Genomic DNA, 23,851 nt, shown 5'->3' with positions numbered 1-23,851 from the left:
CCTTATTTACTTTTCTCAGATAGCTGGTGAAATTCAATCACCATCTTGTTGATTTGTTTAAAATCAAATCGTTCTTTACTGTAGACCAGCGTCAACACCGTACATACCAGTGCACTACTGCCATAAGCTGTTAGTGAGCTTAACAAGGTGCCGTATTCACGCAAGAAACCGATGGTCCATGGCATGAAGCCAATACTGGCCAATATGCCAACGACCAGACCCACTTTCTTGCCAAAGAAACCAAAGGTCATCAGACCCAGCACCACACCAATCCCCAGGGTCGCAACGAGTTCAAAGCCAAGTGCGATCAATCCCTGAATCGGAAGCCATTCAAAACGTACTATCAGAAAGCTGAAAAATGCGAGGCCCACTGACCAGTTAAAGGCCCGGGCATTCACCTTGTCCCAATACAGACTAACAATTACCGGGAATACAATAGAGCCCCAAAGCGCACCCACAAAAATCAGCATCGACAAAATGTCAAACTTTAAGGTGGCAATCACAATTCCAAGCATGGTGGCAACGATCATGGTCATACGGCCAATGAATAGCATTTTCTTTGGATCAGGGCTGTTTTTCGCAATCTGTTTGCCATAAATGTCCGTCATGACAATCGCAGACAGGGCAGACAGATCCGAGTCAGCGGTAGAAGACAATGCTCCAATCACCATGATGAATAACAGCGCGACCATAAATGGAGAAAGATAAGTCGCTGCCATTTGCGGAATCAGGTTATTCAGGTTGCCATCAATGGGCTGAATACCTGCAAATAGTGCCAATAACCCCAGCATGCCTAGACCAATAACAATTGCAGCATAACCAATGGTTGCAGTGATAAAACTCGGTTTGATCAGGTCTTCACGGACTGCAAACAGGCGCTGGGCAATGGTCTGATTACCAATCGCGTAGGCCAATACGGCAACAAAAAATGGTGCACCTTGTTCCAGAAAGGCTGTTTTAGAGAAAAAATCCAGCTGTTCCGGCTGCAGGTGATGAATCCCGCTTTGAAACAGGGAAGGTCCACCTAAGGTGAAGAACAAGGTTGGAATAATGATCACAGCCGCGACAATCATCGCCACCAGTTGACCAAAATCGGTAAACACCGAAGAACGGAAGCCCGACCAGAGGGTATAGGACAGCACACCGATACCGGTAATCAGCACGCCATGGATAAAGCTTAAAGGAGATAAAATCTCAACCAGTGCCCCAGCGGCGGTAAAGTTCACCATCAGGCTGATCACGCTGCCCACAATATTGGAACCTGCCAGAATCATCTGGCTTTGGTTGCCATGCCGGGCATGCATAATTTCTGCCAAGGTGTGGGCATTAGGCGCCAGTTCACGAAAGCGCTTGCCAAAGGGATAGATAAATAAAATCATCAGCGCACCCCACAAACCATAGTGTAGGGCACCGGAAACGCCGTATGTATATCCGGATGAAGCTGCTGCATAAAACGAGGCGGCCCAGATCCAGGTGGCGGTCATACTGGCCGCAGACATTCCAAATCCGATGGAGCCATTCGAGACCATGTAGCCATCAACATTTTCATTTTTCTGTTTAATACGTAACGATAGTAAAAAAGTGATGCCATAGAAAAGCACCATCAATAGTACAGTTGCTGTACTAGTGAATTGAAACATACATACTCCTTAAGCGGGTCACCTTTTGTTTTTGAAAATTAAATCATTGGTGACAGATTAAGGCTCTAAAATAGACAGAGCAGTGAAGCTATAGAACATCAAAAAATTAGTGTCCGAATATAGAATTTATATTCATCTCTACAGCAGAAAGGAAAAACCATTGCCAGGCTCAGAATTTGGACAATTCCTCAGCAATTCGGCTAGAGCTTAACATAAAATCATCAAATTTACTGATGAAGTGTCTATTTGGTAAGATTCTTAGCTGATATAGACGTGTGGGCCTGTTATTCTGTTAGTTGAATAAAAAAGAAAATTTTCTATATTTTTTCAGCAATTACAAATATTTATTTTAAACTTTTCGAGTTAAATAAAACCTGAGAATACGGATTAAATAAAAAAGGTAACAAAATTTTATTATTAATCATTTCTTCATTATTTTTTTATATAAGCCTCATAATTCCTGGTAAATTTCCTCATAAATATAAGTGGTATTTTGCTATTTATATTGTGTTTTTTACGCATAATAGAGCTCATGAATAAATGATGAAATTTCAAAATATTGGATATGGTGGGGGATTTTGTCGATATATTTTTTGGTCTTTTAGATGAGTAAATTTCGCTTAATTATGATCTGAGAAGATAAAAATCAAATATAAAAAAATAAAAGGCCCAAATAAGAAACTTTATTTTTATTCTTTTAGAAGTTGAGAATGGATGTCCGGTTTTTCCCCCGCAGATGATGTCAGATTAAAATACCACTCAGTATTAATTATTCTTTCATAGAGGGGAGTAATTTGCCTCTGTTACTGTAATGGCGGAGATCAGCGGAGAACTGTTCCTTGTAGTACAGAAAACGGCAGAAGACCTTTAACCAGTTTTCTAATCTTAGAAGTCAAAGTTAAGAGTCAATCAAAAGAATCAAAAACAGTCTGCAAAAAATACGACTTCATTAAATCTTGTAATCAAGTATTTCATTTTGGCCTAAATAGGAATTTTGGCAGGTCATGACAATAAAACCTGAATTTGATTTTGTCCCGATTGTTGTTGAAAAATAATACAATTTTTATGCAGAAAATTATTCTGAAGCGGTTTTGATTTTTCTTGAAAAAAATGTGTTAACCTGTGCGACTACATTCAATTTTCCTGACTGAAAATAAACGAAATATTTTAAAAGTCCAGGATATTTCAGACGTAGTTTTCTGATTTGGCATCTAGCCGATTTCCTTATTTCACAGTAGAATATGCGCTCTCTCAAGTCACATTGTGGCATGGTTGTTCAGACCATCCCGTGGAGCCAAAATCAGCATGTTTATCGTTGCCGGTGCACCCGCACATTCTTCTTTTAAGAAAACTCAACTATTATCGCGTTTGACGTCAATTAGTTCTGTTCAATCAATTGAAAGTCAATGGGTCTACCTCTTTGACCAAGCGCTCAGCGAGCAACAACAGCAATCAGCTTTACAGCTTCTCAACGATGGTCAATCTTTTGAATTGCACCAGGCTGCAAGTGATGAAATCCAGATTTTAGTCACACCGCGCGTCGGAACCATCTCTCCTTGGTCCTCTAAAGCGACGGACATTTTCAAAAACTGTAATACGCCGGTTCATCGACTTGAACGCGGCGTTTTATTTACTTTGAAGGGCGTAAAAGAGCTTTCTAAAGAAGCATTGCAAGTACTTCACGACCGTATGACCGAAAGCGTATTCAATGCGATTGAAGATGCTGCGGTATTATTTGTGGAAACTGCGCCAAAACCACTGAACTCGATTGATATTCTGGGTGAAGGTAAAGAAGCACTGGTAAAAGCCAATAATGAATTTGGTTTTGCATTATCAATGGACGAAATTGATTACCTGACTGAGGCTTTCATCAAGCTAGGTCGTAATCCGAATGACATCGAACTGATGATGTTTGCGCAAGCCAACTCTGAGCATTGCCGTCATAAAATTTTTGGTTCGGAATGGACGATTGATGGTGAAGTTCAGCCATTGTCGTTGTTCCAGATGATCAAGAACACCTATAAAGAATCACCGACAGATGTATTGTCGGCTTATAAAGACAACGCTTCAGTGATTGTTGGTTCGGATACCCAGCGTTTTTATCCAACCCAAGAAGACAACGGCCATCAGGTTTATAAATACAAGAGCCAAGCTGCTCACATCCTGATGAAAGTGGAAACCCACAACCACCCAACAGCAATTGCACCATTTGCCGGTGCAGCGACAGGTTCAGGCGGTGAAATCCGTGACGAGGGTGCGACCGGTCGTGGTGGTAAGCCTAAAGCAGGTTTAACCGGCTTCACGGTATCTAACCTGAATATTCCGGGCTTTGAACAGCCTTGGGAAGAAAACTACGGCAAACCATCGCGTATGGCATCGCCGTTACAAATCATGATTGAAGGCCCGCTTGGTGGTGCTGCGTTTAACAACGAATTTGGTCGTCCAGCTTTAAACGGTTACTTCCGTACCTTTGAACAAAACGTGAATGGCGATGTTAAAGGTTTCCATAAGCCAATCATGATCGCTGGTGGTTACGGAAATATCCGTCCAGATCACGTTGAAAAAGATCCGATCTTACCGGGCGATTTGCTGATCGTACTCGGTGGTCCAGCCATGCTGATCGGTCTTGGTGGTGGTGCTGCATCTTCTGTAGATAGCGGTAAATTGGGCGAGAACCTTGATTTTGCTTCGGTACAACGTGAAAACCCGGAAATGGAACGCCGTTGCCAAGAGGTGATCGATACTTGCTGGCGCATGGAAGACCATAACCCAATCGTGTCGGTACATGATGTAGGTGCGGGTGGTGTATCAAATGCCATGCCTGAACTGGTGAATGATCACGAGTTAGGTGCAGTGCTGGATCTTCGTAAGATTCCATCTTTAGAACCTGGCATGTCGCCAATGGAGATCTGGTCAAACGAAGCGCAAGAACGTTATGTATTGGCGATTCGTCCATCTTCTTTAGAATTATTTGAGTCAATCTGTGCGCGTGAACGTTGTCCGTTTGCAGTACTGGGTGAGGCGACTGAAGCACGTCACTTAACCGTTGAAGATCCATTGTTCGGCAACAAACCGGTGGATATGCCAATGCAGGTGATGCTTGGCGGTACTCCGCGTATGAGCCGTTCCTATGAAACGATTGAACGTAAAGGCGATGATTTTGACGCGGCTAAAGTTACGGATTTAAAAGATGCGATTTATCGCGTTCTGAAAAACCCGACAGTGGCTTCTAAATCATTCCTGATCAGTATTGGTGACCGTTCGATTACCGGTATGGTCGCGCGTGACCAGATGGTGGGTCGCTGGCAGGTTCCTGTCGCGGATGCTGCAGTAACAACTACAAGTCTTGTCGGTTACACCGGTGAAGCAATGGCAATGGGTGAACGTCCTCCAGTAGCGTTGTTGAATCCTGCTGCATCAGCACGTTTATCTGTGGCTGAATCGATCTCTAACATCATGTCTGCGAAGATTGAAAAAATCAGCGACATCAAATTGTCTGCAAACTGGATGGCTGCTGCGGGTCAACCTGGCGAAGACCAGGCATTGTTCGAAGGCGTGAAAGCTATCGGTATGGAAATGTGTCCTGCACTCGGTATCGCGATTCCGGTCGGTAAAGACTCATTGTCTATGCGTACCACCTGGAATGACGAAGGTGAAGACAAGTCTGTGACTTCTCCAATGTCAGGTGTGATCACTGCATTTGCACCAGTGACTGATGTACGTCAAACATTGACTCCTGAATTAAAAGATCTTGAATCTGTACTGGTTCGTATTGATCTGTCTAAAGGTCAGTTCCGTCTAGGTGGTTCGATTCTGGCGCAGGTGTATAAAGCAATCGGTTCAGTGACGCCTGATGTCGACAGTTTCGATGACTTCAAAGCATTTTTCGCATTGGTTCAAGACTGGAACAACCGTGGCTTAATCAAAGCGTATCATGACATCGGTGATGGTGGTTTATTGGCAACTGTTGCAGAAATGATGTTCGCTTCACGTCTTGGTGTCGCACTTGAAGATCAATCTGTTGCTTCATTGTTCGCTGAAGAAATTGGTGCAGTGCTGCAAATCTCGAAAGCAGATTGGGAAGCACTACAAGCTGAAGTTGCAGCCTCTACGCTTAAAGATGCAATTGCAGTGGTGGGTACTGTAAATAATTCTGATCAGTTATCTGTAAATGGTTTGGTACTTGAACGTGCTGATCTGCAAGTGGCATGGACTGAAGTTTCTCATCAAATCCAGCGCCTACGTGACAACGTACAAACTGCAGATCAGGAATTTGCCTTAATTACCGATAAAGCACACAAAGGTATTATCGCCCAACCAACATTCGATTTGAATGAAGTGATTGAAGCACCTTTCATTAACTTGCGTCGTCCAAATATGGCAATTCTGCGTGAGCAGGGTGTGAATGGTCATATTGAAATGGCGGCAGCTTTCGACAAAGTCGGTTTCAATACCGTTGACGTCCACATGAGTGACTTGCTGGCAGGTCGTATCAGCCTGGATGATTTCGAAGGTTTGGTAACGTGTGGTGGCTTCTCGTATGGTGACGTGATGGGCGCTGGTGGGGGCTGGGCGAAATCCGTATTGTTCAATGCTAAATTGCGTGACCAGTTTGAGAAATTCTTCAACCGTCAAGAAACCTTCTCGCTCGGTATCTGTAATGGTTGTCAAATGTTGTCTCAATTGGCTCCATTAATTCCGGGTGCGGATGCTTGGCCACGTTTCCATCGCAATACGTCTGAAGTATTTGAAGCGCGAGCAGTGAACGTTCGTGTGGAAAAATCGAATTCAGTATTGTTACAAGACATGCAAGGTTCGATTCTGCCGATCGCTGTGGCGCATGGTGAAGGTCGTGCAGTTGCAACGGCGGAAAACTTTGCTGCACTGAATGCATCGAATCAGGTGGTTCTACGTTATGTCGACAGCCATGGCAATGCAACTGAACAATATCCGTTGAACCCGAATGGTTCACCGGAAGGTATTACCGGTGTAACCTCTCAGGATGGCCGTGCAACGATTATGATGCCGCACCCTGAACGTAACTTCCGCGCGCTCCAGCATTCCTGGAAACCAGAAGACTGGGATCAAGACGGTGCTTGGTTACGTATGTTCCGTAATGCACGTAAATTTATTGGCTAATTGATATAATCAAGAATTAAAAAAGCCCCGAAAGGGGCTTTTTTAATAAGCAAATTATAGATTTATAGGTGATTAGATATAGAATTGAAAAAGATTAAAAAATGAATAAAGAGTCCTCAAATGTCCGATTTAATTGAAAAAGTTTTACTTTTACAAGAATTGGTAATAGCTAGAGCTACTGATACTTATGAAAAAGGTTCTTCAGAGGCATTTATGCAGCTTAGACAAGAGTTACTGACATTTAAAAACTTTTATGAATATATTCCATTTTTTATTAAAGACACACGCACATTAGATGAATTTGAAGCTAGGATTAAGTGGGATTTTGAATCTTACGCTGAACGTGAAAATTATATTTATTCGGAATTTAAAGAATTCTTTAATGTATTAGAAAGTCTAGATGTTCCTCCATTGGATCAGGTAGTACAGTTGAAGATTGCTGAATTAAGCTCGGATTATATACATCAAATATGGCAGAAAGCATTAGAGCGAAGAAGTACAGATCCCGAAGGTGCGATTACATTAGCTCGAACACTTTTAGAATCGACCTGCAAATATATTCTTGATGAATACGAAGTCGGTTATGGCAATGCTCCAGATATAAATCAACTGTATAGATTGGTGAGTAAAGAATTAAACCTTGCTCCATCTCAACATACGGAGCAGACTTTCAAACAAATTCTCGGAGGATGTAGTTCCATCATTGAAGGTTTAGGATCATTGAGAAATAAAGTGGGTGATGCTCATGGGCAAGGTAAAATAAACTTTAAACCTTCTCCAAGACATGCAGAATTAGCAGTGAATTTGGCTGGTACAATGTCCGTGTTTTTATTCTCATCTTGGAAATTAAAACAAGGTGAATGAATTTTTTATTATAAATATTGTTTTTAAATAGTATGTTAATTTTACTGTATGGAAAAATTAAAATAAATTCACTAACATAGGATTATTCAACCACCAATTTGGTGGATTTTTGCTTTTTAAGCATTCTGATTTTTTAATTTTTTTTCTTCCTGCTGAGTTGGTTTAGATTTTGCTTTTATATTGTATATAAAGTGCTATGGTATGTTTTATGCACAACTTTATTGCACTATAAAAGAAAGATGGAATAGATCGGTTCAGTATCAATTCTCAAAGATGAGGTGATGACATGGCTAAAACACTTAGAATAATGGATAAGGCGGCAATGCGTCAGAAAGGCTGGATGTTGTTTTGTATTGTTGTAGGACTACAAATATTGTTCGTTGTGGGCAGTTACTTGCTGCAGGGTTCTTGATCATCAGCTTTAAGAAAGCCACCATTAAGGTGGCTTTATAATTTAAATAACCAATTGAACCTGCTTCAATACCGCCTTTAACGTATTTTCATAATCAAAAGCTTTATTGGTACTGTCCTGATAACGCCAAGCCACATAACCATCCGGACAAACCAGTACTGCACCAGATTCATGAATTTCAGACTTGGCATTCCAGGTTCCATACACATCACGATAGTCACGTGAACCAATCTGAGTCACATCCAGATATGGCAAATCCAATGCTTCTGCCGCCTGTTTCCAGCCTTTACCGGATAAACCTGTGAGCAGGGTAAAACGACCTTTACCCGTAATATCCAGTGTCGACTGCTTTTGACCTTTGGCATTGATCAGCCAAGTATGCGGAACTTTAGCGCCTGGGCGAGTGGTTGCCTGTAAATAAAGCTGCTCATCTTTTTCAAAAATCTCAGGCTCGGATTCTGCAATCACCGTATTGGAGCTATATCGCTGGTTCAGTTCTACACCTTGTGCATTAAATTCGAAGTTTTTAATTTCCAAAGCTTCAAATAGTTTTTGACGGATTTCAGCACCTTGCTCATCTTCCGCAAAGATACGTTCCAGCATTTGCTTCTGAGTCGTCACACCTTGATCAAAACCAAAGACTTCTTTCAGGTATTTATAATCAAAACGTGACTGGTTCGCACGCGCTACAATCTGCTTGCCGACCGGTGCACGCTCGGTGGTATAGGAATCCAGCAGGGAAGGTGCAGCCCAGCCTTTTACCGCGTATGCCAGTTTCCAGCCTAGATTAAAGGCATCCTGCATGCAGGTATTTGAACCTAGGCCACTCGATGGTGGATGACGGTGTACTGCATCACCACCACATAACACTCGACCTTTAGAATATTCAGTGGCCCAGGTCTGGTTCACATACCAGTACGATAATTTCTGGATTTCAACTTCTTCGACTTCAGTACCAACAAAAGCATTCAGGCGGGCACGGACCTGTTCTTCAGTCACTTGTGGTTCGCCTTTGGAAATGTCAAAGCCCCAACCCATGATCCATTCATTCCATGGCGTAATGGCACGTAACAATCCCATACCGAGATCGCCAAAGCTGGCTTCAGGATTCACGATCCATTGCAGAATCGCAGGACGGTGCTGAACGTATTGAGAAAGATCAGCTTTAAAGGTCACATAGACGGTACCGGCACGTGCCATCACGCCTTCCAGTGGCAAGCCGAGCTGTTCCAATGCACGAGATTTAGCACCATCCATACCCACCAGATATTTTGCTCTTAAGCTAAATTCAGTATTGGTAATGCGGTTCAGGAAAGTAGCAGTCACGCCATCTTCGTCCTGCACATGTGACAGGTATTCAGTATTGAAGTTATAAATTGCACCACGTTCACCGGCATTTTTCACCAGTAAAGCTTCCATTTTTGGCTGAATCAGATCGACTAATGGACATGGACTGCCTTGGATATAGTCACCATGACGTTCATCACCGGTACCCCATGCACTTAAACGGGCGATTTCTTCGCCGACCAGACTGGTGGTAATCAGGCTTTCACCCATCTGTTCCCATGGTGTTGCAATCTCTTTAACCTGTTCTTCAATACCTAAATCACGTAATACTTCCATGGCACGTTGATTGGTAATATGGGCACGTGGACTATTGGCCAGCCAGCTAAACTGGGTAAACAGTTGTACCTTGATGCCATAATTGGCTAAGGTCAGACCTAATGTTGAACCTGCAGGACCGGTACCAATGATCAGAACATCAGTGTCATAGTGTTGTGTCATACAAGACTCCATGTATATGCGTGAAGAACAAGCTATCTATATGATCAGGCAGTCTAGTAAAACAGGATCTGTTGATATAGCGATATTCATATAAACTATCGACCTATTCTTATTTGCAATACGTGGGTCATAATCTTAAGATGCTGACCTGATCAGAAACCGGGCAGGCTATGGAACTTCGACATTTACGCTATTTTATCACCGTGGCGCAGCAACAAAGTTTTACCAAGGCCGCCGAAAAGCTGTTTACTGCCCAGCCGTCATTAAGCCAGCAAATTAAGGATCTGGAACAGGAAGTAGGCGTTGTCCTGTTTGATCGTTCATCCAGAAAAGTCAAACTCACCGATGAAGGACGGGCTTTTCAGGTCTATGCCGAAAAAGCACTGGAAAATGCCAAGCTGGCGGTGGCAGCAGCACGTCAGGTTGCACAGCAGAAAAATAACCAGATTCATATTGGCTTTTTAAACGTGGCAGAAATCAAAGTGATGCCTCAGATTCTGGCCCAGCTTAAAAAAACCATGCCGGACTTGAAAATACATCTGCATAGCCTGACCTGTATGGAACAGATTCAGCGGCTAAAAAATGCTGAACTGGATTTATGTATTACCCGTTTTCATCTCGATCATCCAGATTTTGACAATATTCATTTATTAACCGAGCAAATTTATCTGGTTGCCGCTCAGCATTTACATCCTACAGATCGAATCCTGAAATTACAGGAACTGAAAAATCACAATATGATTATGTGTGAGCAGAATGCAACACCCGTGTTTTATGAAAAGCTGGATCAGCTGCTTGATATTGATCAGCTCGAACATGAACAGCTACTGTGGGTGACCAATGTATTGCAACACATCAATCTGACCAATATGGGAATGGGTTTTAGTTTTACTCCTGAGTATTTACTGAGATTTTTGAATGATCATGTGAAAATCATCCAGACGGATCAGGTGCTCCCAAAACTAGGCTTGTATGCAACATTTAACAAGAATTCTCAAAATCCTGCATTGAAGATAATTACCCAAGCCCTTAAAAATACAATAAATATCTGAATTTCAGGAAGGAATATATGTTAAAGCTGATTTATTACGTACCGGACGAAAATCTGGAAGACACTAAAAATGCAGTGTTTGCAACAGGAGCGGGTGGCATTGGTGAGTATACGAACTGCGCCTGGCAGGTTTTGGGAACTGGACAGTTTAAGCCGCAAGAAGGTGCAGATCCTCATATTGGTGAAGTCGGTCAACTGGAGCAGGTAGAAGAATGGCGGGTAGAAATTCTGGTGCCAGATGAAAAGGCAGTCGAGGTCGCTAAAGCCTTAAAAGAAAGCCATCCTTATGAAGAGCCAGCTTTTGAGTTTATTCAACTTCTGGATATCAAAGTCTAAAATTATAAAATTGATGCTCTGCTGCGGCGCGTTTGACTTGGCGCGCCGTTAGTCTAGATTCAGAAACCATCCAACCTGTTTTTGTTATTATCATCTCTGCCAGAATAATCCAAAGAAAAAATATAATAAGGAAAATAACAATGCCGTGGCCAAAACCGCTGAGCAGCGTGCTTAAGAATACTCTCAGCAAATCTATCCAGTACGGTACAGAAATCCTGCATCAGCGCATTCCATATTCACCGGATAATCCCTATCTGGAAGGTATATTTGCACCAGAGCGGCAGGAACACTTTTCCACAAATTTAAAGGTTGAAGGGCAAATTCCTGCAGAACTGGATGGCGCATTAATGCGGATTGGTCCAAATCCTATTAATGTTAAAAACCCACGCAACTATCACTGGTTTACGGGCGATGGTATGTTGCATGCGCTCAGACTGAAGGGTGGTGAGGCACATTGGTATAAAAGCAGTTATATCGGTTCTGCCAGTGTGCAGAAAAAACTTCATCGACCACAAATTCCCGGTAAAACGCGAGGTGTCGCGGATGCAGTCAATACCAATGTCATCCACTTTGCCGGAAAAATCTGGGCACTGGTAGAAGCGGGTGCATATCCAGTTGAGTTGAATGCTGCACTGGAGTCAAAACGACATCATTTATTTGAAGATGATCAGGATTTTCCATTTACTGCCCATCCGCATATTGATCCTGAAACGGGCGATATTCATGCGATTTGTTATGATGCTTTAAGTCAGAACAAAGTTTTTTATTTGCAGATAGATTCAAAAGGTAAGTTGAAACATTATGTCGACATTCCAGTGAAACATGGTCCGATGATTCATGATTGTGCCATTACCAGATCTCATGTGCTGATTCTGGACCTGAATGTAAACTTTTCTGTACGCAGTGCTTTAAAGGGTTCAATGTTGCCATATCAATGGAATCCAAAACGGCAGGCACGCATGGGTATATTGCCTTTTGACGGTAAGGCAATTGATATTCGCTGGTATGAGATTGATCCCTGTTTTATTTTTCATACCGTGAATGCTTATGAGCTGGATTCTGGTGATGTGGTTATGGATGTGGTGGTGCACTCCAAAGCCTTGGTCAGTTCGATTCAGGGACCGATTGAAGATCAGGATATTCGGCTGGAGCGGTTCATTTTTGAACACGGCACTGGAAAAGTGGCTCGGACGATATTATCCGAGATGAAACAGGAATTCCCACAGATTAATGAAGCTTATACCGGACGGCCTTATCGCTATGTCTACACTATTTCCTTTGGCGAGTTTGATGATCCTTTTCATGTCAGCAGCAATACTCTTTTGAGCCATGATGTGGAAACTGGCAATTCAGAAAGCTATTCTTTTGGAGAAAACTGGGTAACAGGAGAGGTGATATTCGTCGCACGGGAAGGGGCGCAAGCTGAAAATGATGGCTGGCTCATGTCTTATGTTCATGCTCTAGATGGATGCCCATCCAAAGTGGTGATTCTGGATGCACAGCAGATGACGACAGGACCGATTGCAACCATTCATTTACCGGTTCGTGTACCCGTCGGGTTTCATTGTAACTGGGTTGATTATCGGAAATTGAGAACAATATGAGCTTGAGTTAGGTATATATAGCTATCTATATAAGTAGAAACCTCTGAAATCAAACGGACTTTATCATAGGCTTACAATTGAAATTCAATTCCAGAATTCTTGATATTTTGAGACCCAATACAATTTGGTTTTTATGTCGTAGCTACCATCGGGATTCAGGGAAATGAGGTAATGAATCTCTTTACCTTGACTACGGTTGCCTTTACCTTCAGAAACTTGGTACTTATATTTTTCTACTTCTTGAGGAAGAGTTAGTACAATACGGTTCCATGCTGTGGCTGGGATTTTTGCTACACCTTCCTGTTGCGCTGCCATTATAGCGAGTCTTTTTTTTGCTGCCTCTTCTCCTTGAGCATAACGTAGTTCTTCAGGAACACCATATCCTTTTTTTATTTGCTCTTCATAAGTCAACCAAGGGGCATATTCAATAATAATTTGTTCAGGCACATAACCTTCAGGAGATACTTTACAAGTGTTATCTGTAGTTAAATATTTAGTTTTTCTTTTTACAGGCATATTTCCATCGCTATCATAAAAATTACGACACAATGGCTAATTGTTTTTAAAAACAAAGTTATGCTCAAAGTCGGATGGCCCTACAACAAAAGTGATACTATTCTTCATAAGCGGTGCCGTTGCTTGACAGCCAGTTAATAAGCAGATAACACAGATTACTAGATATTTTATTTTCATTAGTTTGCTCCTAGGTTTAAATCTAGATTAAATTTTAATGCTGTTCCGTAATTGGCTTTGATCTAGTTAAAATAATTTATGATTTGAATTAATTTTTTAAATGTTGTTATTATATAAATATTAATTAAACAGATGATTATTTTTTTTAATTATAAAAGATATCTATTATTTTAAATAGATATCTTTTATGCGAATTATTATAATATTATTTCCTGAAATTTAAAAAATATAATTTCCCCTGATTTTAACTCAATTTTTATATACTTTAATTTCCCTTTAATTCAACTAATGCGAAGGAGCTAGATTGCGGAAAATATGCTTAAGACTGTGTAGCATTTTTTCAATTTGCAACGGTGTTAAACCATCGAAAGATTGCTCTAGTACAACAACGCTAAGATCATTAATCTTTTTAATCATTTGCTGACCTTTTTCGGTTAATAATACTCGGGTAATTCGTGCATCATCCTCACAGGAATAAGTATGTACTAATCCCTCATCTTTTAGGCGATAGATGATTTTAGTAGTGGTCGACATCTTATAAATCAACATGTCAGATAAATCAGAAATACTCGCTCTATTTTTAAATTTTAATGCCAGCAAAATACGTCTGCGAGAATTGTCTAAACCGTATTTCTTTAAGGCATAGTCAACATTTTGCACATATTGGGTATGCACTTGACTAATCCAATGATAGGGTGAATCTTCTAAATTAAAATCTGTAGGAATGGATAAAAATTTACTGTACTTTTTTGTCATGGCCTCAACTCTTCTATATGTTAGGGTCTTTTTAATTTGTTTAAAAAATGCATTTTATTTCAAAATATTTACTATCCTATTATAAGGTTATGAATCTTATCTTCAGTACGTCTTCACCTCCTATTTAACTTCTTTTTAAGACGAACCCTCTAATTCTTTTTTGCTTCTTCGAGCCTCTTTTTATAAAAGAACTAGAGAGCCAAAATTTCAGTCACATTTTTTTTTATTTATCTATTGTTATTATGCGAACTGATTAAATCATCTTAATGATTAAATGATCTATCACAAAAAATACCATTTTCAATTAAGAAATACTTAAATATTTGTTCCGGTTAGCATTTTTTTATTTCGGAAAATTCATCTTTCTTTTTGCCTTAACTTTAATTCATTAAGCTTAAGATAGTTTTGTAAGTCTTTTTAAAGCATATTAAGATATTGTTTTATATTGATATTTAATATTTTAATTTTTTTATACTTTAAAAGTATAAAAATTATCTTCATGAAAAATAGAAGAAAAATAAACTATCTTTTAGATTCCGCAATAGACATTTTGTGTGATTGTGTAAAATTTTTTTAAACTTTTTAGTTCAGCTTAATTCTCGATTAAAAAGAAATTTAACTAGAGAAATCACTAAATTGGATCTTGAACTCAAAACTTATAATCAAAAAATTAATGGAAGAAGAATCGGAATTGTGCATGTATTTGGTAGTGTGAAAGCTTTCAAAATATTTACTGAGCACGAGCAGAATAATGGGAAAAGACCCGATTTAAGATTTAATTTCTGGCATCTAAAATTTGTAACTTAGTAAAAAACAACTTATGAAAGGGCGTTAATAAAAAATATGAAATTTCCCTTAAGATTTATCTTATATAGTTTTTAGCGAATAAAAAGTGAATGATGTGACATCCATGTCACAAGATATCTACCAGATTTAAGCTATTTAATTTCTAAGATGAGAAGCTTAAATCTTCTGAATAAACAGCTCACGATCAAAACGGTACTGAGGGAAGAATACTCCATCTTCGGCACGTTCACCTGCACCAATTACCATGACCGGATACTGTTCATCATTTAATTTCAGAATTTCACGAACCATCGGCTCATCAAAACCTTCCATCATACAGCTATCAAAACCATAAGCACGTAAAGCTAAGACCAGATTTTCACAAGCAAGTGCCGTTGTTTTGGTCGCCCACAGTTTCGCATCAGCCGGGCTGAAAGCAGACACTGGCATTTGTTTATCCAATGTACGGGCAACTTTGAAAGCCACTTTCTTAAAGTTACCAAAAGCATTCAGATAACCAGTCTTATAGTTGTAAGGAATATATTTATAGTATTTCTTAATTGCAGGCGGTGCTTCAGGAAATGGAAATTCATTCACATTACGTTTCGCCATTTCATCGATACGGTCGGTACGTGCGATACAGACAATTAGCTCAGAAGCTGTTTTGGCTGCCAGTTGACTCATACAGGCTTTTACCAAACGCTTTTTCTTGCCCGGATTTTGTACCACATAAAAAGTCCAAGGCTGTAAGTTCGACGAATTCGGTGCCAACAACGACAAATCCAGACAGGCATCCAGAACTTCAACGGGAATTGGCTTTTTGGTAAATTTACGCACCGAACGTCGGCTTTCAATCACCTTACGAAAATTATCGACATCTATATCTTGAGGTGCAGGTTCGTAATAACGTTTCTTTTCTGGATTTGAACTATCTGTTGTTTGGGAAGAGGTTTGGGAGTCTTGATTTGGCATACTTCAGATTCTTGGAAAAATAAAAGATTGAGGCAGTCTAAACCACCTCATTGAACTCATAAGTTTGAAAATTAGTTGAATTGTGTGAAATCAGGTTTCCGTTTTTGCATAAAGGCTTGAACCGCTTCCAGCATTTCTGGCGAGCCGACACGCTGCATGAAAATTTCTGCTTCATGGTCAATCCATTCTACAATTTCATTCACATTGTGTTTCATCAAGGCTTTGGATTGCACCAGTGATGCCAATGGCAGGGCAGAGAGCTGGGCAGCTTGTGCTGCTGCTTTAGTGTAAACATCTTCTTCAATGCTATTCACCAGACCTGCATCGAGTGCTTTTTCGCTATTGAATTTTTGCGCAGTCAGCAATAATTCAGCTGCTTTATGATAACCCGCTTGCTGAATCAACAGCTTACTTGAAGCGCCTTCAGGCGATAAACCCAGACTGACGAATGGAATCTGGAACAGGGCAGTATTGTCACTATAGACCAGATCACAATGCAGTAAGATCGTCACGCCAATGCCGATCGCAACACCACGCACCGCAGCAATCAAAGGCTTGGAAAATTTTGCGGCAGATTTCAGTAAAACAAACGGTGGGCCTTCAGCAGCGGGTGCTTGACCTTTCTTCGCAGCAGATTTCATAAAATCCTGCATATCATTGCCCGCACTAAAGTCTGCATCCTGACCACGCAATACAACTACACGAACTTCAGGCGCCTGATCTGCTTCATCTAAGGCTTTCGCAATCCATAAATAAAGCTCGCTATATAACGCATTTTTCGCTTCCGGGCGATTGATGGCTAAAGTGAGTACACCATGTTCTAAATTCGCATTCAAATGCTCATGAGGTTGTTGAATACAGCTCAGTGTCATCGTACTATCCTTGCTTTAAAACTTAATTTGATTTTATGGGAATGATTATGTCGCATATTTATTGGGACAGCACAACTCATGAGTCATAAAAAACTGATCCCTTATGAACTATACATTTGATTATCTGGTTTTCATTGGCCGCTTTCAGCCTTTTCATCTGGCACACATGCAAACGATTAACATTGCCCTGCAGCACAGTCAGAATGTGATTTTAGCGCTTGGTTCTGCACAAAATGAACGCAATATCAAGAATCCATTTTTGGCTTCGGAGCGTGAAGCCATGATCCTGTCAAATTTCAGTCCTGAAGATCGAGCTCGGATCAAATTTGTAGAAGTCATAGATGTTTATAATGATGAAAAATGGCAAAAACTGGTGAAATCGCTGGTGAATCAGGTTATTGAACCGGATGCCAAAATCGGACTAATTGGGCATTTTAAAGATGATTCTTCTTATTATTTAAAGTTTTTCCCAGAATGGGAAATGGTCGAACTTGACAGCCTGGAAGATGCCTTATCCGCTACGCCGATGCGTGAAGCTTATTATCGTGGCGAAATTCAACGAGATAAATTTCCACAAGGCACGATTGATTTTCTAGAGAATTTCCAAAAAACCACGACCTATCAGCAACTCAGTGAAAAATTTGCCCAGAATGATAAAACCAATCTGCTTTAAAAGTATCAGGTTGTTATGGGGTGATTCATGGTCGTTTGAGCATGCTGTTTCAAACATTCCCCAAGGATTTCTAGAGCAGGAGACTGTTCTTTCCAGTGATGCCAATACAAGGGTACTTCAATTCGCATCTCACTTGAAAGTTCAAGCAGTCGACCTGACTCCAGCAAATCCCTGGTTTGATAGTCCGGCAGCCAGCCATAGCCTAGACCCATGACAATCGCATCAAAAAATGCGTGGGTCGATGGAATAAAAAAGTGAGGATATTGAGCAAGGTTCAGGCCAAATTCGTGCTGAATAAATTGGGTATGGAGTTGGTCTTTTTCATTAAAAATAATGGCAGGGGCAAGGCGTAGCGCATCCCGATGTACGCCTTGATGAAACCAGTTTCGGGAAAACTTAGGGGTGGCAACCAGACGATACTGCATCTGTCCGATCAATTCGGCCCGGCAACCTTTCATTGCCTTGGCTTCAGTACTCAAACAGGCATTGACGAGACCTGCTTCTAACAGATGATGAGTTTGAGATTGATCATCTACCTGAAAATGCAGCACAATTTTATGCTGGATCAGCTGGGCTTGTAAGGTGGGTAATAGCCAGGTCGCGAGTGAATCAGCATTGGTGGCAATATTCAGACAATAGAAACCTTCATGTTGCAGCTGTCCACCCAAATCTTGCATCAAATTCTGTTCTAGCAAACGTTGATGCTGTAAATAATGCAATAAAGTTTGCCCGGATTGGGTCACGCGGCAAGGCCGATCTCTGACCAGAAGCAATTGTCCCAATTTTTTTTCCAGACTTTGAACACGAAGGGTCACTGCCGAAGCAGTAATATTTAGCTGCTCGGCAGCCAGATCGAAACTTCCCGTTTTTGCAACTGCATAAAAAGCATCACATTGTTTCGCATTCAGCATTTCTATTATCTAAAAATAATTTAGTTAAATTGATATTAACTTAGTTTTAATTAATCGCACTCATTTTGTTCAATAATTCATTTATTCGAAAAAGGGGGAATGTGATGTTCAGTTATATGATGAGTGGTTTTGCTGTGGGAATGAGCCTGATTGTCAGTATCGGTGCACAGAATGCTTTTGTATTAAAACAAGGTTTAAAACAGCAGCATGTGTTTTGGGTCTGTGTGATTTGTGCCTTATCTGATTCCATTTTAATTCTGCTTGGCGTACTGGGCTTTGCGCGCGTCATTGAACATTATCCGGATATTGTTATATTTTCTAAATATATTGGCGCAGGATTCCTATTTTATTATGGTTTACGCCATGCGATCAGCGCATTTAAATCAACCGAGGTCTTGGCACCAAGTGGTCAGCTCACAGAGCATTTTCTACAAGTACTGATGATCTGCCTGGCTTTTACCTGGCTGAATCCGCATGTTTACTTAGACACAGTCATATTGATTGGATCAATTTCAACCCAATACGCCTTAGGAAAATGGTGGTTTGCTTTAGGTGCTGTCTGTGCTTCCTGGTTTTTTTTCTTTAGTTTGGGATATGGAGCAAAAATACTGACGCCTTGGTTTCAACATCCAAAAGCATGGAAAATACTGGATGCTATTATTGCATGTACCATGTGGGGCGTCGCGGTGTCATTAATACTCAGTATTTGATTTAGGCTACGGAAGTGGATAGATCGGTTAAGAGTTGTCTAAACGTGTCATTTTAGATAGTGATCAAGAATAGGCAGCGCAGAAAACAACTCTTTTCATTACTACGAGCACATGGATATTTCCAATATAAATTGAGCTTAAAATCAACGATCTGTCTTATATAAAAATTTATAAAATCAGAATTTTATAAGATGAAAACAGTCTCCTGCTAGGCTAGCAGGGCCACTTATTAGAGAAAAATCAAAGCAAGTATTTTGTCCGTTAGTCATGAATGATTTTACAAAAACTTCAATAAACTGGTATAAAAAGAACGAAAACCTGTTCGTTCAAAAAACAAGAAAATTTAGTTTCAGATTAAGCCGTGTACTTAAATCCGATCAATAAGAAATTAAACAAGGTGGATTTAAAATTGAAAACAATAATAAAAACTGGGCTCCTTAGCCTAGCGATCTGTTTAGCTTTGACTAGTCAGTCTTTTGCAAGATCATGGACCTTAACTCCCAAAAGTGATGTCGGTTTTGAGATTAAGTCGATGGGTCTTACTGTAGTTAAAGCCAAGTTCAATCAGGTTCAATCTACGATGCAGTTTGATGCTAAAGCACCGCAAAATGCCTCAACCCATTTGGTCATGGATGTAGAAAGTTTAAGCTTTAGTAAGCCGCTATTTAAACATATGATTTTGGGCGAAGACCTGTTTTATGTAGAAAAATATAAGACTGTAATTTTTAAAAGTATCCAGTTTAAAGATCTAGGCAATGGCAAATACAATGTTTTAGGTCATTTAACCCTGCGTGGTGTGACCAAGCCAGTGATTTTCGAAACAACCTTTAAACCCAGTATGTCGAATGCCAAGCTGCTTGATGTTCAGGCATCTGCCGTGATTAACCGTAGGGATTTTGGTATGAAAAAAGGAATTGCCGGGGTAGGAGATAAAGTGAATCTTCATCTATCAGGACAGTGTGAAATGAACTAGGGGAAATATAAAATACTTGATTATACAAATGTTATCGTAAAAAAAAGCCCGAATGTTTCGAGCTTCTATTCATACACAAGCATACAATTAAGCAGCTTGCAAAGCTTTTAAATCTTCCAAAACTTGTTCTGCATGACCTGCTGCTTTGACCTTACGGTATTCTTTGACCAGTTGGCCTTTATGGAAAATAAAAGTTGAACGCTCAATGCCCATCACTTGTTTGCCATACATGTTCTTTTCTTTAATCACATCAAAATGATGACACAAAATTTCTTCTTTATCGCTGATCAGATTGATACTCAAATTCTGCTTTTCAGTAAAGTTCTGATGGGCTTTTACCGAATCACGGGATACGCCAAGAATTGTGGTGTTCAAAGCATCGAACTGATCTTTTAAACAGGAAAAGCCAACTGCCTGAGTGGTGCAGCCCGGCGTAGAATCTTTAGGATAAAAATAAATCACCAGCCATTCTGTATTTAACTGGGTTAAATTGATTTCGCCTGTCGTCGCAGGAAAATTCTGGTCAAGCAAACTAATTTCAGACATAAAAACTCCTGTTTTCTTTAAATTTTTTCAAAAAAATAAGCCACATTATAGTGGCTTATTTTATCAAAGAATAATCAGATCTTATTTCTTTGGTGCCGCTTGAGCTGATTTCATTGCTTCTTCAGTCAAAGTTTTCAGTTTGCCTGTTAACTGTGGACCAAAGCATGCTTGAAGATCTTTATTCTGCTTCTGTACAAAAGCTAAAGTGCCTGGGCTTTTCTTCTGGTTAATAGTGCTTTGAATTTCCCATTTTTGTGCATTGGTTAATTTGCCATCTGCTTCAATAGCACAACCACAATATTTGCTGACTTCAGCAGATGTCAATTTTTTGCTTTTGCCAGTTTCATTTTTACAAACATTGATCAATGCAGATTTTACATTGGTGCTTTTATAAGCTTGTTGTAATTTGTCATCAGCCGCTTGAGCTGTAGTTGCGAACATAGCAGCAGCTGAAACAATTGCTGAAAGCACGATGCTTGATTTTAAATTCTTCATAAACTCTACCTTGTTATTACGGTATATAACGTGTCGGGTCTTCAACACCTGCGTCCGCAAAACCCTGTTTACGTAAACGACAACTGTCGCATTTGCCACAGGCACGTCCTTGGTCATCTGCTTGATAGCATGACACCGTTTGACTGTAGTCTACGCCATGTTCAATACCTAAGCGAATGATATTTGCTTTGGATAAATGTAACAAAGGTGTTTCAAATTTGAGCGCCTGACCCTCTACGCCAACCTTGGTCGCAAGGCGTGCCATGTTGGCAAATGCGTCAATAAATTCCGGACGGCAATCCGGATAACCGGAGTAATCAACCGCATTAATTCCGATCACAATCGCTTCAGCTTCGAACACTTCAGCTGCTGCTAAGGCGTAAGACAAGAAGATAGTATTACGTGCCGGAACATAGGTAATCGGAATGCCAGCCTGTTCATGGTCGGGCACCTCAATACTATGATCGGTAAGGGCTGAGCCACCCAGATTACCCAGATCAATATTGATCACTCTATGTTCCACACCCGCACGTTGCGTTAAAGCTTTTGCTGCATCCAGCTCGGTCGTTGAACGCTGACCATATCGAAAACTGAGTGCGATACATTCATAGCGTGCCTGTGCCCAAGCCAGACATGTTGTTGAGTCTAATCCGCCAGATAACAGGACAATGGCACGAGGGCGCATAAGCTGATTCTCCAAAAAAATACTTTACAAAAAATTAACGACCAGTTTCATCATTCCATAACAACTTGTGTAGCTGTAACTGGAAACGAACAGGGAGATGGTCTTCTAAAATCCACTGAGCCAAATCACGTGCCAGTGGTGGTAACTGAACTGCACCTTTTTCGACCGCAAATGCAGGCGAAAACCAAACTGTACTCACTTTGTCTTGAAGTTGGTACAGTTCTAACTGCTGCTTTGACCATTCATAATCTTCACGATTGCATATCACAAACTTGATTTGATCATGTGCAGTTAAATGATCGAGATTAGAAAGCAAATTCCGTGCAACTTCACCTGAAGTTGGTGTTTTTAAATCGAGGACTTTGGAAACACGTGAATCCACTTTGGACACATCTAGAGCCCCACTGGTTTCAAGTGAAACCTGACATCCTAAATCTGCCAGTCGCTGCATCAGGGGCAGGGCATTGGGCTGTGCCAGAGGTTCACCACCGGTCACACAGACGTAAGGCGTTTTAAAATCAAGCGTAGTCTGGATAATATCGTCTAGAGACTGACGCTCACCACCTTCAAAGGAATAGGTGGTATCACAATAGCTACAACGCAATGGGCAACCGGTTAAACGGATAAATACTGTTGGCAGTCCTGCGGCATTGGCTTCACCTTGCAATGAATAGAAAATCTCCGTAATGCGTAAACCCGCAGACGGATCAGAGACAGGAATTGCGGAAGATCGAAGCGTATTCATAACAAAACTAACCAATGAAAAATAAATAACCGGGTATAAAAATAAAAATCCCTACGATTATTACTAATCGTAGAGACGAGGAGCGATTGAAGCTCCAAGGAACACGAATGTGTCCTCTAAGTTAAGACATCTTAGTCTTCGCGTAATAGATCGTTCAGACTTGTTTTAGAACGAGTTTGTGCATCAACTTTTTTTACGATAATGGCAGCATATAAGCTGTAAGTACCACATTTAGATGGAAGGCTACCTGCAACAACGACAGAACCTGCTGGTACGCGACCATAATGGATTTCGCCAGTGGCACGGTCATAAATCTTGGTTGATTGACCAATGAATACGCCCATTGAAATCACAGAACCTTCTTCAACGATTACGCCTTCAACGATTTCAGAACGTGCACCGATAAAGCAGTTATCTTCAATAATGGTTGGATTCGCTTGAAGCGGTTCAAGCACACCACCAATACCTACACCACCTGACAAGTGAACATTTTTACCGATTTGTGCACATGAACCTACAGTTGCCCAGGTATCAACCATCGTGCCTTCATCTACATAAGCACCAATGTTGACATAAGAAGGCATCAAGATCACGCCTTTAGCCTGGAAAGAACCTTTACGTGCAACAGCAGGCGGTACAACACGTACGCCAGCAGCCTTGAATTGTTCTTCAGTCCAACCTGAGAATTTAGTCTCTACTTTGTCATAGAAACGAAGATCACAAGCTTCCATTGGTTTGTTGTCGTTTAATTTAAATGATAACAATACCGCTTTTTTAATCCATTGATGAACAACCCATTCACCATCGATTTTTTCAGCAACACGTAAAGTACCATTGTCTAGACCAGCAATTACTTCCTCTACTGCTTGACGAATTTCAGCAGAGCAATCTGCAGCTGTAAAATTCGCACGGTCTTCAAACGCTTGTTCAATGATTGTTGAAAGCTGCGACATGATCTTCCTTCCAGAAAAAAATTTTCTAGATTTTACACTATATTGCAGGAAAAATAGTTGAAAGCACTAAAAATAGATGAAAAATAACCAAAAGTGTAGAAAGCGTGAAATTATTAAAGTGATAAGTATACTTTTTCATTATGTTGAAATGTAGGAGAAGTGTTAGAAAACACTTGGTTCTCAACAAGAAAAATTAATTTGTATCAAAAAATAACAAAAGATGAGCAAAATGCGAATAAAAAATATTTTT

The 23,851-nt window shown here is 40.5% G+C and carries 20 protein-coding genes and 1 pseudogene; 9 read left to right on the top strand and 12 right to left on the bottom strand.

The window, feature by feature from the left end; genetic code table 11:
- Positions 1 to 2: 2 nt before the first annotated feature.
- A complete protein-coding gene (locus tag AC13CK_RS12120) occupies positions 3 to 1,640 on the bottom strand; it encodes a sodium:solute symporter family transporter (protein ID WP_004279102.1) in 1,638 nt (545 codons plus the stop codon).
- A gap of 1,305 nt (positions 1,641 to 2,945) precedes the next feature.
- Between AC13CK_RS12120 and purL the strand changes: the two genes are divergently transcribed.
- The 3 genes from purL to AC13CK_RS12105 all read left to right on the top strand — a co-directional run bounded on the left by purL (position 2,946) and on the right by AC13CK_RS12105 (position 8,055).
- Positions 2,946 to 6,779 (top strand): phosphoribosylformylglycinamidine synthase, encoded by a 3,834-nt coding sequence (purL, locus tag AC13CK_RS12115; protein ID WP_005252422.1) that lies wholly within the window; start codon positions 2,946 to 2,948, stop codon positions 6,777 to 6,779.
- 120 nt (positions 6,780 to 6,899) lie between these two features.
- Positions 6,900 to 7,643 carry an abortive infection family protein gene (locus AC13CK_RS12110; protein WP_482831231.1) on the top strand — a complete coding sequence of 248 codons (744 nt, stop codon included), beginning with the start codon at positions 6,900 to 6,902 and terminating at the stop codon, positions 7,641 to 7,643.
- 286 nt (positions 7,644 to 7,929) lie between these two features.
- The gene (locus AC13CK_RS12105; protein WP_004645654.1) at positions 7,930 to 8,055 is read left to right on the top strand and encodes a KGW motif small protein; all 126 of its coding nucleotides are present in this window, start codon (positions 7,930 to 7,932) and stop codon (positions 8,053 to 8,055) included.
- Positions 8,056 to 8,097: 42 nt separating this feature from the next.
- On the opposite strand, the gene AC13CK_RS12100 is transcribed toward AC13CK_RS12105, so the two are convergent.
- Positions 8,098 to 9,840: an FAD-dependent oxidoreductase gene (locus AC13CK_RS12100; protein WP_425878898.1), complete on the bottom strand. Its 1,743-nt coding sequence runs from the start codon at positions 9,838 to 9,840 to the stop codon at positions 8,098 to 8,100.
- A 170-nt stretch (positions 9,841 to 10,010) separates the two neighbouring features.
- Between AC13CK_RS12100 and AC13CK_RS12095 the strand changes: the two genes are divergently transcribed.
- The 3 genes from AC13CK_RS12095 (at position 10,011) to AC13CK_RS12085 (ending at position 12,831) form a co-directional block, all read left to right on the top strand.
- Positions 10,011 to 10,892 (top strand): LysR substrate-binding domain-containing protein, encoded by an 882-nt coding sequence (locus AC13CK_RS12095; protein ID WP_425878900.1) that lies wholly within the window; start codon positions 10,011 to 10,013, stop codon positions 10,890 to 10,892.
- A 17-nt stretch (positions 10,893 to 10,909) separates the two neighbouring features.
- On the top strand, positions 10,910 to 11,227 hold the full coding sequence (locus AC13CK_RS12090; protein ID WP_425878902.1) for a YqfO family protein: 318 nt from the start codon (positions 10,910 to 10,912) through the stop codon (positions 11,225 to 11,227).
- Between the two features lie 140 nt (positions 11,228 to 11,367).
- Positions 11,368 to 12,831 carry a carotenoid oxygenase family protein gene (locus AC13CK_RS12085; RefSeq protein ID WP_425878904.1) on the top strand — a complete coding sequence of 488 codons (1,464 nt, stop codon included), beginning with the start codon at positions 11,368 to 11,370 and terminating at the stop codon, positions 12,829 to 12,831.
- Positions 12,832 to 12,915: 84 nt separating this feature from the next.
- Here the strand turns inward: AC13CK_RS12085 and AC13CK_RS12080 are convergent.
- From AC13CK_RS12080 to AC13CK_RS12065, 4 genes and pseudogenes are all read right to left on the bottom strand, one after another.
- Positions 12,916 to 13,524, bottom strand: a pseudogene (locus AC13CK_RS12080) (hypothetical protein).
- 285 nt (positions 13,525 to 13,809) lie between these two features.
- Positions 13,810 to 14,280 carry a MarR family winged helix-turn-helix transcriptional regulator gene (locus AC13CK_RS12075; RefSeq protein WP_085064150.1) on the bottom strand — a complete coding sequence of 157 codons (471 nt, stop codon included), beginning with the start codon at positions 14,278 to 14,280 and terminating at the stop codon, positions 13,810 to 13,812.
- Between the two features lie 963 nt (positions 14,281 to 15,243).
- Positions 15,244 to 16,038, bottom strand: coding sequence for a nitroreductase family protein (locus tag AC13CK_RS12070; RefSeq protein ID WP_005106427.1), 795 nt, complete (start codon positions 16,036 to 16,038; stop codon positions 15,244 to 15,246).
- Positions 16,039 to 16,109: 71 nt separating this feature from the next.
- Entirely contained in the window at positions 16,110 to 16,910 is an 801-nt protein-coding gene (locus AC13CK_RS12065; RefSeq protein WP_004731699.1) for an enoyl-CoA hydratase-related protein, read from the bottom strand.
- A gap of 103 nt (positions 16,911 to 17,013) precedes the next feature.
- Here AC13CK_RS12065 and AC13CK_RS12060 point away from each other — a divergent pair, with 103 nt between their 5' ends.
- Entirely contained in the window at positions 17,014 to 17,583 is a 570-nt protein-coding gene (locus AC13CK_RS12060; protein WP_425878907.1) for a nicotinate-nicotinamide nucleotide adenylyltransferase, read from the top strand.
- Positions 17,584 to 17,588: 5 nt separating this feature from the next.
- Here the strand turns inward: AC13CK_RS12060 and AC13CK_RS12055 are convergent, their stop codons facing one another.
- Positions 17,589 to 18,494 carry a LysR family transcriptional regulator ArgP gene (locus AC13CK_RS12055; RefSeq protein WP_425878909.1) on the bottom strand — a complete coding sequence of 302 codons (906 nt, stop codon included), beginning with the start codon at positions 18,492 to 18,494 and terminating at the stop codon, positions 17,589 to 17,591.
- A gap of 104 nt (positions 18,495 to 18,598) precedes the next feature.
- Here AC13CK_RS12055 and AC13CK_RS12050 point away from each other — a divergent pair, with 104 nt between their 5' ends.
- The gene (locus tag AC13CK_RS12050) at positions 18,599 to 19,204 is read left to right on the top strand and encodes a LysE/ArgO family amino acid transporter (RefSeq protein ID WP_004645643.1); all 606 of its coding nucleotides are present in this window, start codon (positions 18,599 to 18,601) and stop codon (positions 19,202 to 19,204) included.
- Between the two features lie 409 nt (positions 19,205 to 19,613).
- A complete protein-coding gene (locus tag AC13CK_RS12045; RefSeq protein ID WP_076754925.1) occupies positions 19,614 to 20,177 on the top strand; it encodes a YceI family protein in 564 nt (187 codons plus the stop codon).
- An 87-nt stretch (positions 20,178 to 20,264) separates the two neighbouring features.
- Here AC13CK_RS12045 and AC13CK_RS12040 read toward each other — a convergent pair whose 3' ends face one another.
- The 5 genes from AC13CK_RS12040 to dapD form a co-directional block, all read right to left on the bottom strand.
- The gene (locus AC13CK_RS12040; RefSeq protein WP_425878912.1) at positions 20,265 to 20,723 is read right to left on the bottom strand and encodes a peroxiredoxin; all 459 of its coding nucleotides are present in this window, start codon (positions 20,721 to 20,723) and stop codon (positions 20,265 to 20,267) included.
- An 81-nt stretch (positions 20,724 to 20,804) separates the two neighbouring features.
- A complete protein-coding gene (locus AC13CK_RS12035; RefSeq protein ID WP_004645640.1) occupies positions 20,805 to 21,218 on the bottom strand; it encodes a hypothetical protein in 414 nt (137 codons plus the stop codon).
- A 16-nt stretch (positions 21,219 to 21,234) separates the two neighbouring features.
- Positions 21,235 to 21,903, bottom strand: a complete 669-nt coding sequence (gene queC / locus AC13CK_RS12030) for a 7-cyano-7-deazaguanine synthase QueC (protein WP_005097579.1) — start codon at positions 21,901 to 21,903, stop codon at positions 21,235 to 21,237.
- A 34-nt stretch (positions 21,904 to 21,937) separates the two neighbouring features.
- Positions 21,938 to 22,648, bottom strand: a complete 711-nt coding sequence (gene queE, locus AC13CK_RS12025; RefSeq protein ID WP_071850385.1) for a 7-carboxy-7-deazaguanine synthase QueE — start codon at positions 22,646 to 22,648, stop codon at positions 21,938 to 21,940.
- Positions 22,649 to 22,779: 131 nt separating this feature from the next.
- On the bottom strand, positions 22,780 to 23,601 hold the full coding sequence (gene dapD / locus AC13CK_RS12020; RefSeq protein ID WP_004645637.1) for a 2,3,4,5-tetrahydropyridine-2,6-dicarboxylate N-succinyltransferase: 822 nt from the start codon (positions 23,599 to 23,601) through the stop codon (positions 22,780 to 22,782).
- Between the last annotated feature and the right edge of the window lie 250 nt (positions 23,602 to 23,851).

This window comes from Acinetobacter sp. L-24 (assembly GCF_056857555.1).
The sequence above is the reverse complement of the archived record's forward strand: the minus strand, read 5'-3'. Positions and strand labels throughout refer to the sequence as shown.

What these genes read in the sequence shown, in the direction of transcription:
- AC13CK_RS12070 (WP_005106427.1), bottom strand. Translation starts at nt 16,038, where the DNA reads ATGCCAAATCAAGACTCCCAAACCTCTTCCCAAACAACAGATAGTTCA.
- purL (WP_005252422.1), top strand. Translation starts at nt 2,946, where the DNA reads ATGTTTATCGTTGCCGGTGCACCCGCACATTCTTCTTTTAAGAAAACT.
- AC13CK_RS12040 (WP_425878912.1), bottom strand. Translation starts at nt 20,723, where the DNA reads ATGTCTGAAATTAGTTTGCTTGACCAGAATTTTCCTGCGACGACAGGC.
- AC13CK_RS12120 (WP_004279102.1), bottom strand. Translation starts at nt 1,640, where the DNA reads ATGTTTCAATTCACTAGTACAGCAACTGTACTATTGATGGTGCTTTTC.
- AC13CK_RS12075 (WP_085064150.1), bottom strand. Translation starts at nt 14,280, where the DNA reads ATGACAAAAAAGTACAGTAAATTTTTATCCATTCCTACAGATTTTAAT.
- queE (WP_071850385.1), bottom strand. Translation starts at nt 22,648, where the DNA reads ATGAATACGCTTCGATCTTCCGCAATTCCTGTCTCTGATCCGTCTGCG.
- AC13CK_RS12100 (WP_425878898.1), bottom strand. Translation starts at nt 9,840, where the DNA reads ATGACACAACACTATGACACTGATGTTCTGATCATTGGTACCGGTCCT.
- dapD (WP_004645637.1), bottom strand. Translation starts at nt 23,601, where the DNA reads ATGTCGCAGCTTTCAACAATCATTGAACAAGCGTTTGAAGACCGTGCG.
- AC13CK_RS12105 (WP_004645654.1), top strand. Translation starts at nt 7,930, where the DNA reads ATGGCTAAAACACTTAGAATAATGGATAAGGCGGCAATGCGTCAGAAA.
- queC (WP_005097579.1), bottom strand. Translation starts at nt 21,903, where the DNA reads ATGCGCCCTCGTGCCATTGTCCTGTTATCTGGCGGATTAGACTCAACA.
- AC13CK_RS12065 (WP_004731699.1), bottom strand. Translation starts at nt 16,910, where the DNA reads ATGACACTGAGCTGTATTCAACAACCTCATGAGCATTTGAATGCGAAT.
- AC13CK_RS12090 (WP_425878902.1), top strand. Translation starts at nt 10,910, where the DNA reads ATGTTAAAGCTGATTTATTACGTACCGGACGAAAATCTGGAAGACACT.
- AC13CK_RS12055 (WP_425878909.1), bottom strand. Translation starts at nt 18,494, where the DNA reads ATGCTGAATGCGAAACAATGTGATGCTTTTTATGCAGTTGCAAAAACG.
- AC13CK_RS12060 (WP_425878907.1), top strand. Translation starts at nt 17,014, where the DNA reads ATGAACTATACATTTGATTATCTGGTTTTCATTGGCCGCTTTCAGCCT.
- AC13CK_RS12035 (WP_004645640.1), bottom strand. Translation starts at nt 21,218, where the DNA reads ATGAAGAATTTAAAATCAAGCATCGTGCTTTCAGCAATTGTTTCAGCT.
- AC13CK_RS12085 (WP_425878904.1), top strand. Translation starts at nt 11,368, where the DNA reads ATGCCGTGGCCAAAACCGCTGAGCAGCGTGCTTAAGAATACTCTCAGC.
- AC13CK_RS12110 (WP_482831231.1), top strand. Translation starts at nt 6,900, where the DNA reads ATGTCCGATTTAATTGAAAAAGTTTTACTTTTACAAGAATTGGTAATA.
- AC13CK_RS12095 (WP_425878900.1), top strand. Translation starts at nt 10,011, where the DNA reads ATGGAACTTCGACATTTACGCTATTTTATCACCGTGGCGCAGCAACAA.
- AC13CK_RS12050 (WP_004645643.1), top strand. Translation starts at nt 18,599, where the DNA reads ATGTTCAGTTATATGATGAGTGGTTTTGCTGTGGGAATGAGCCTGATT.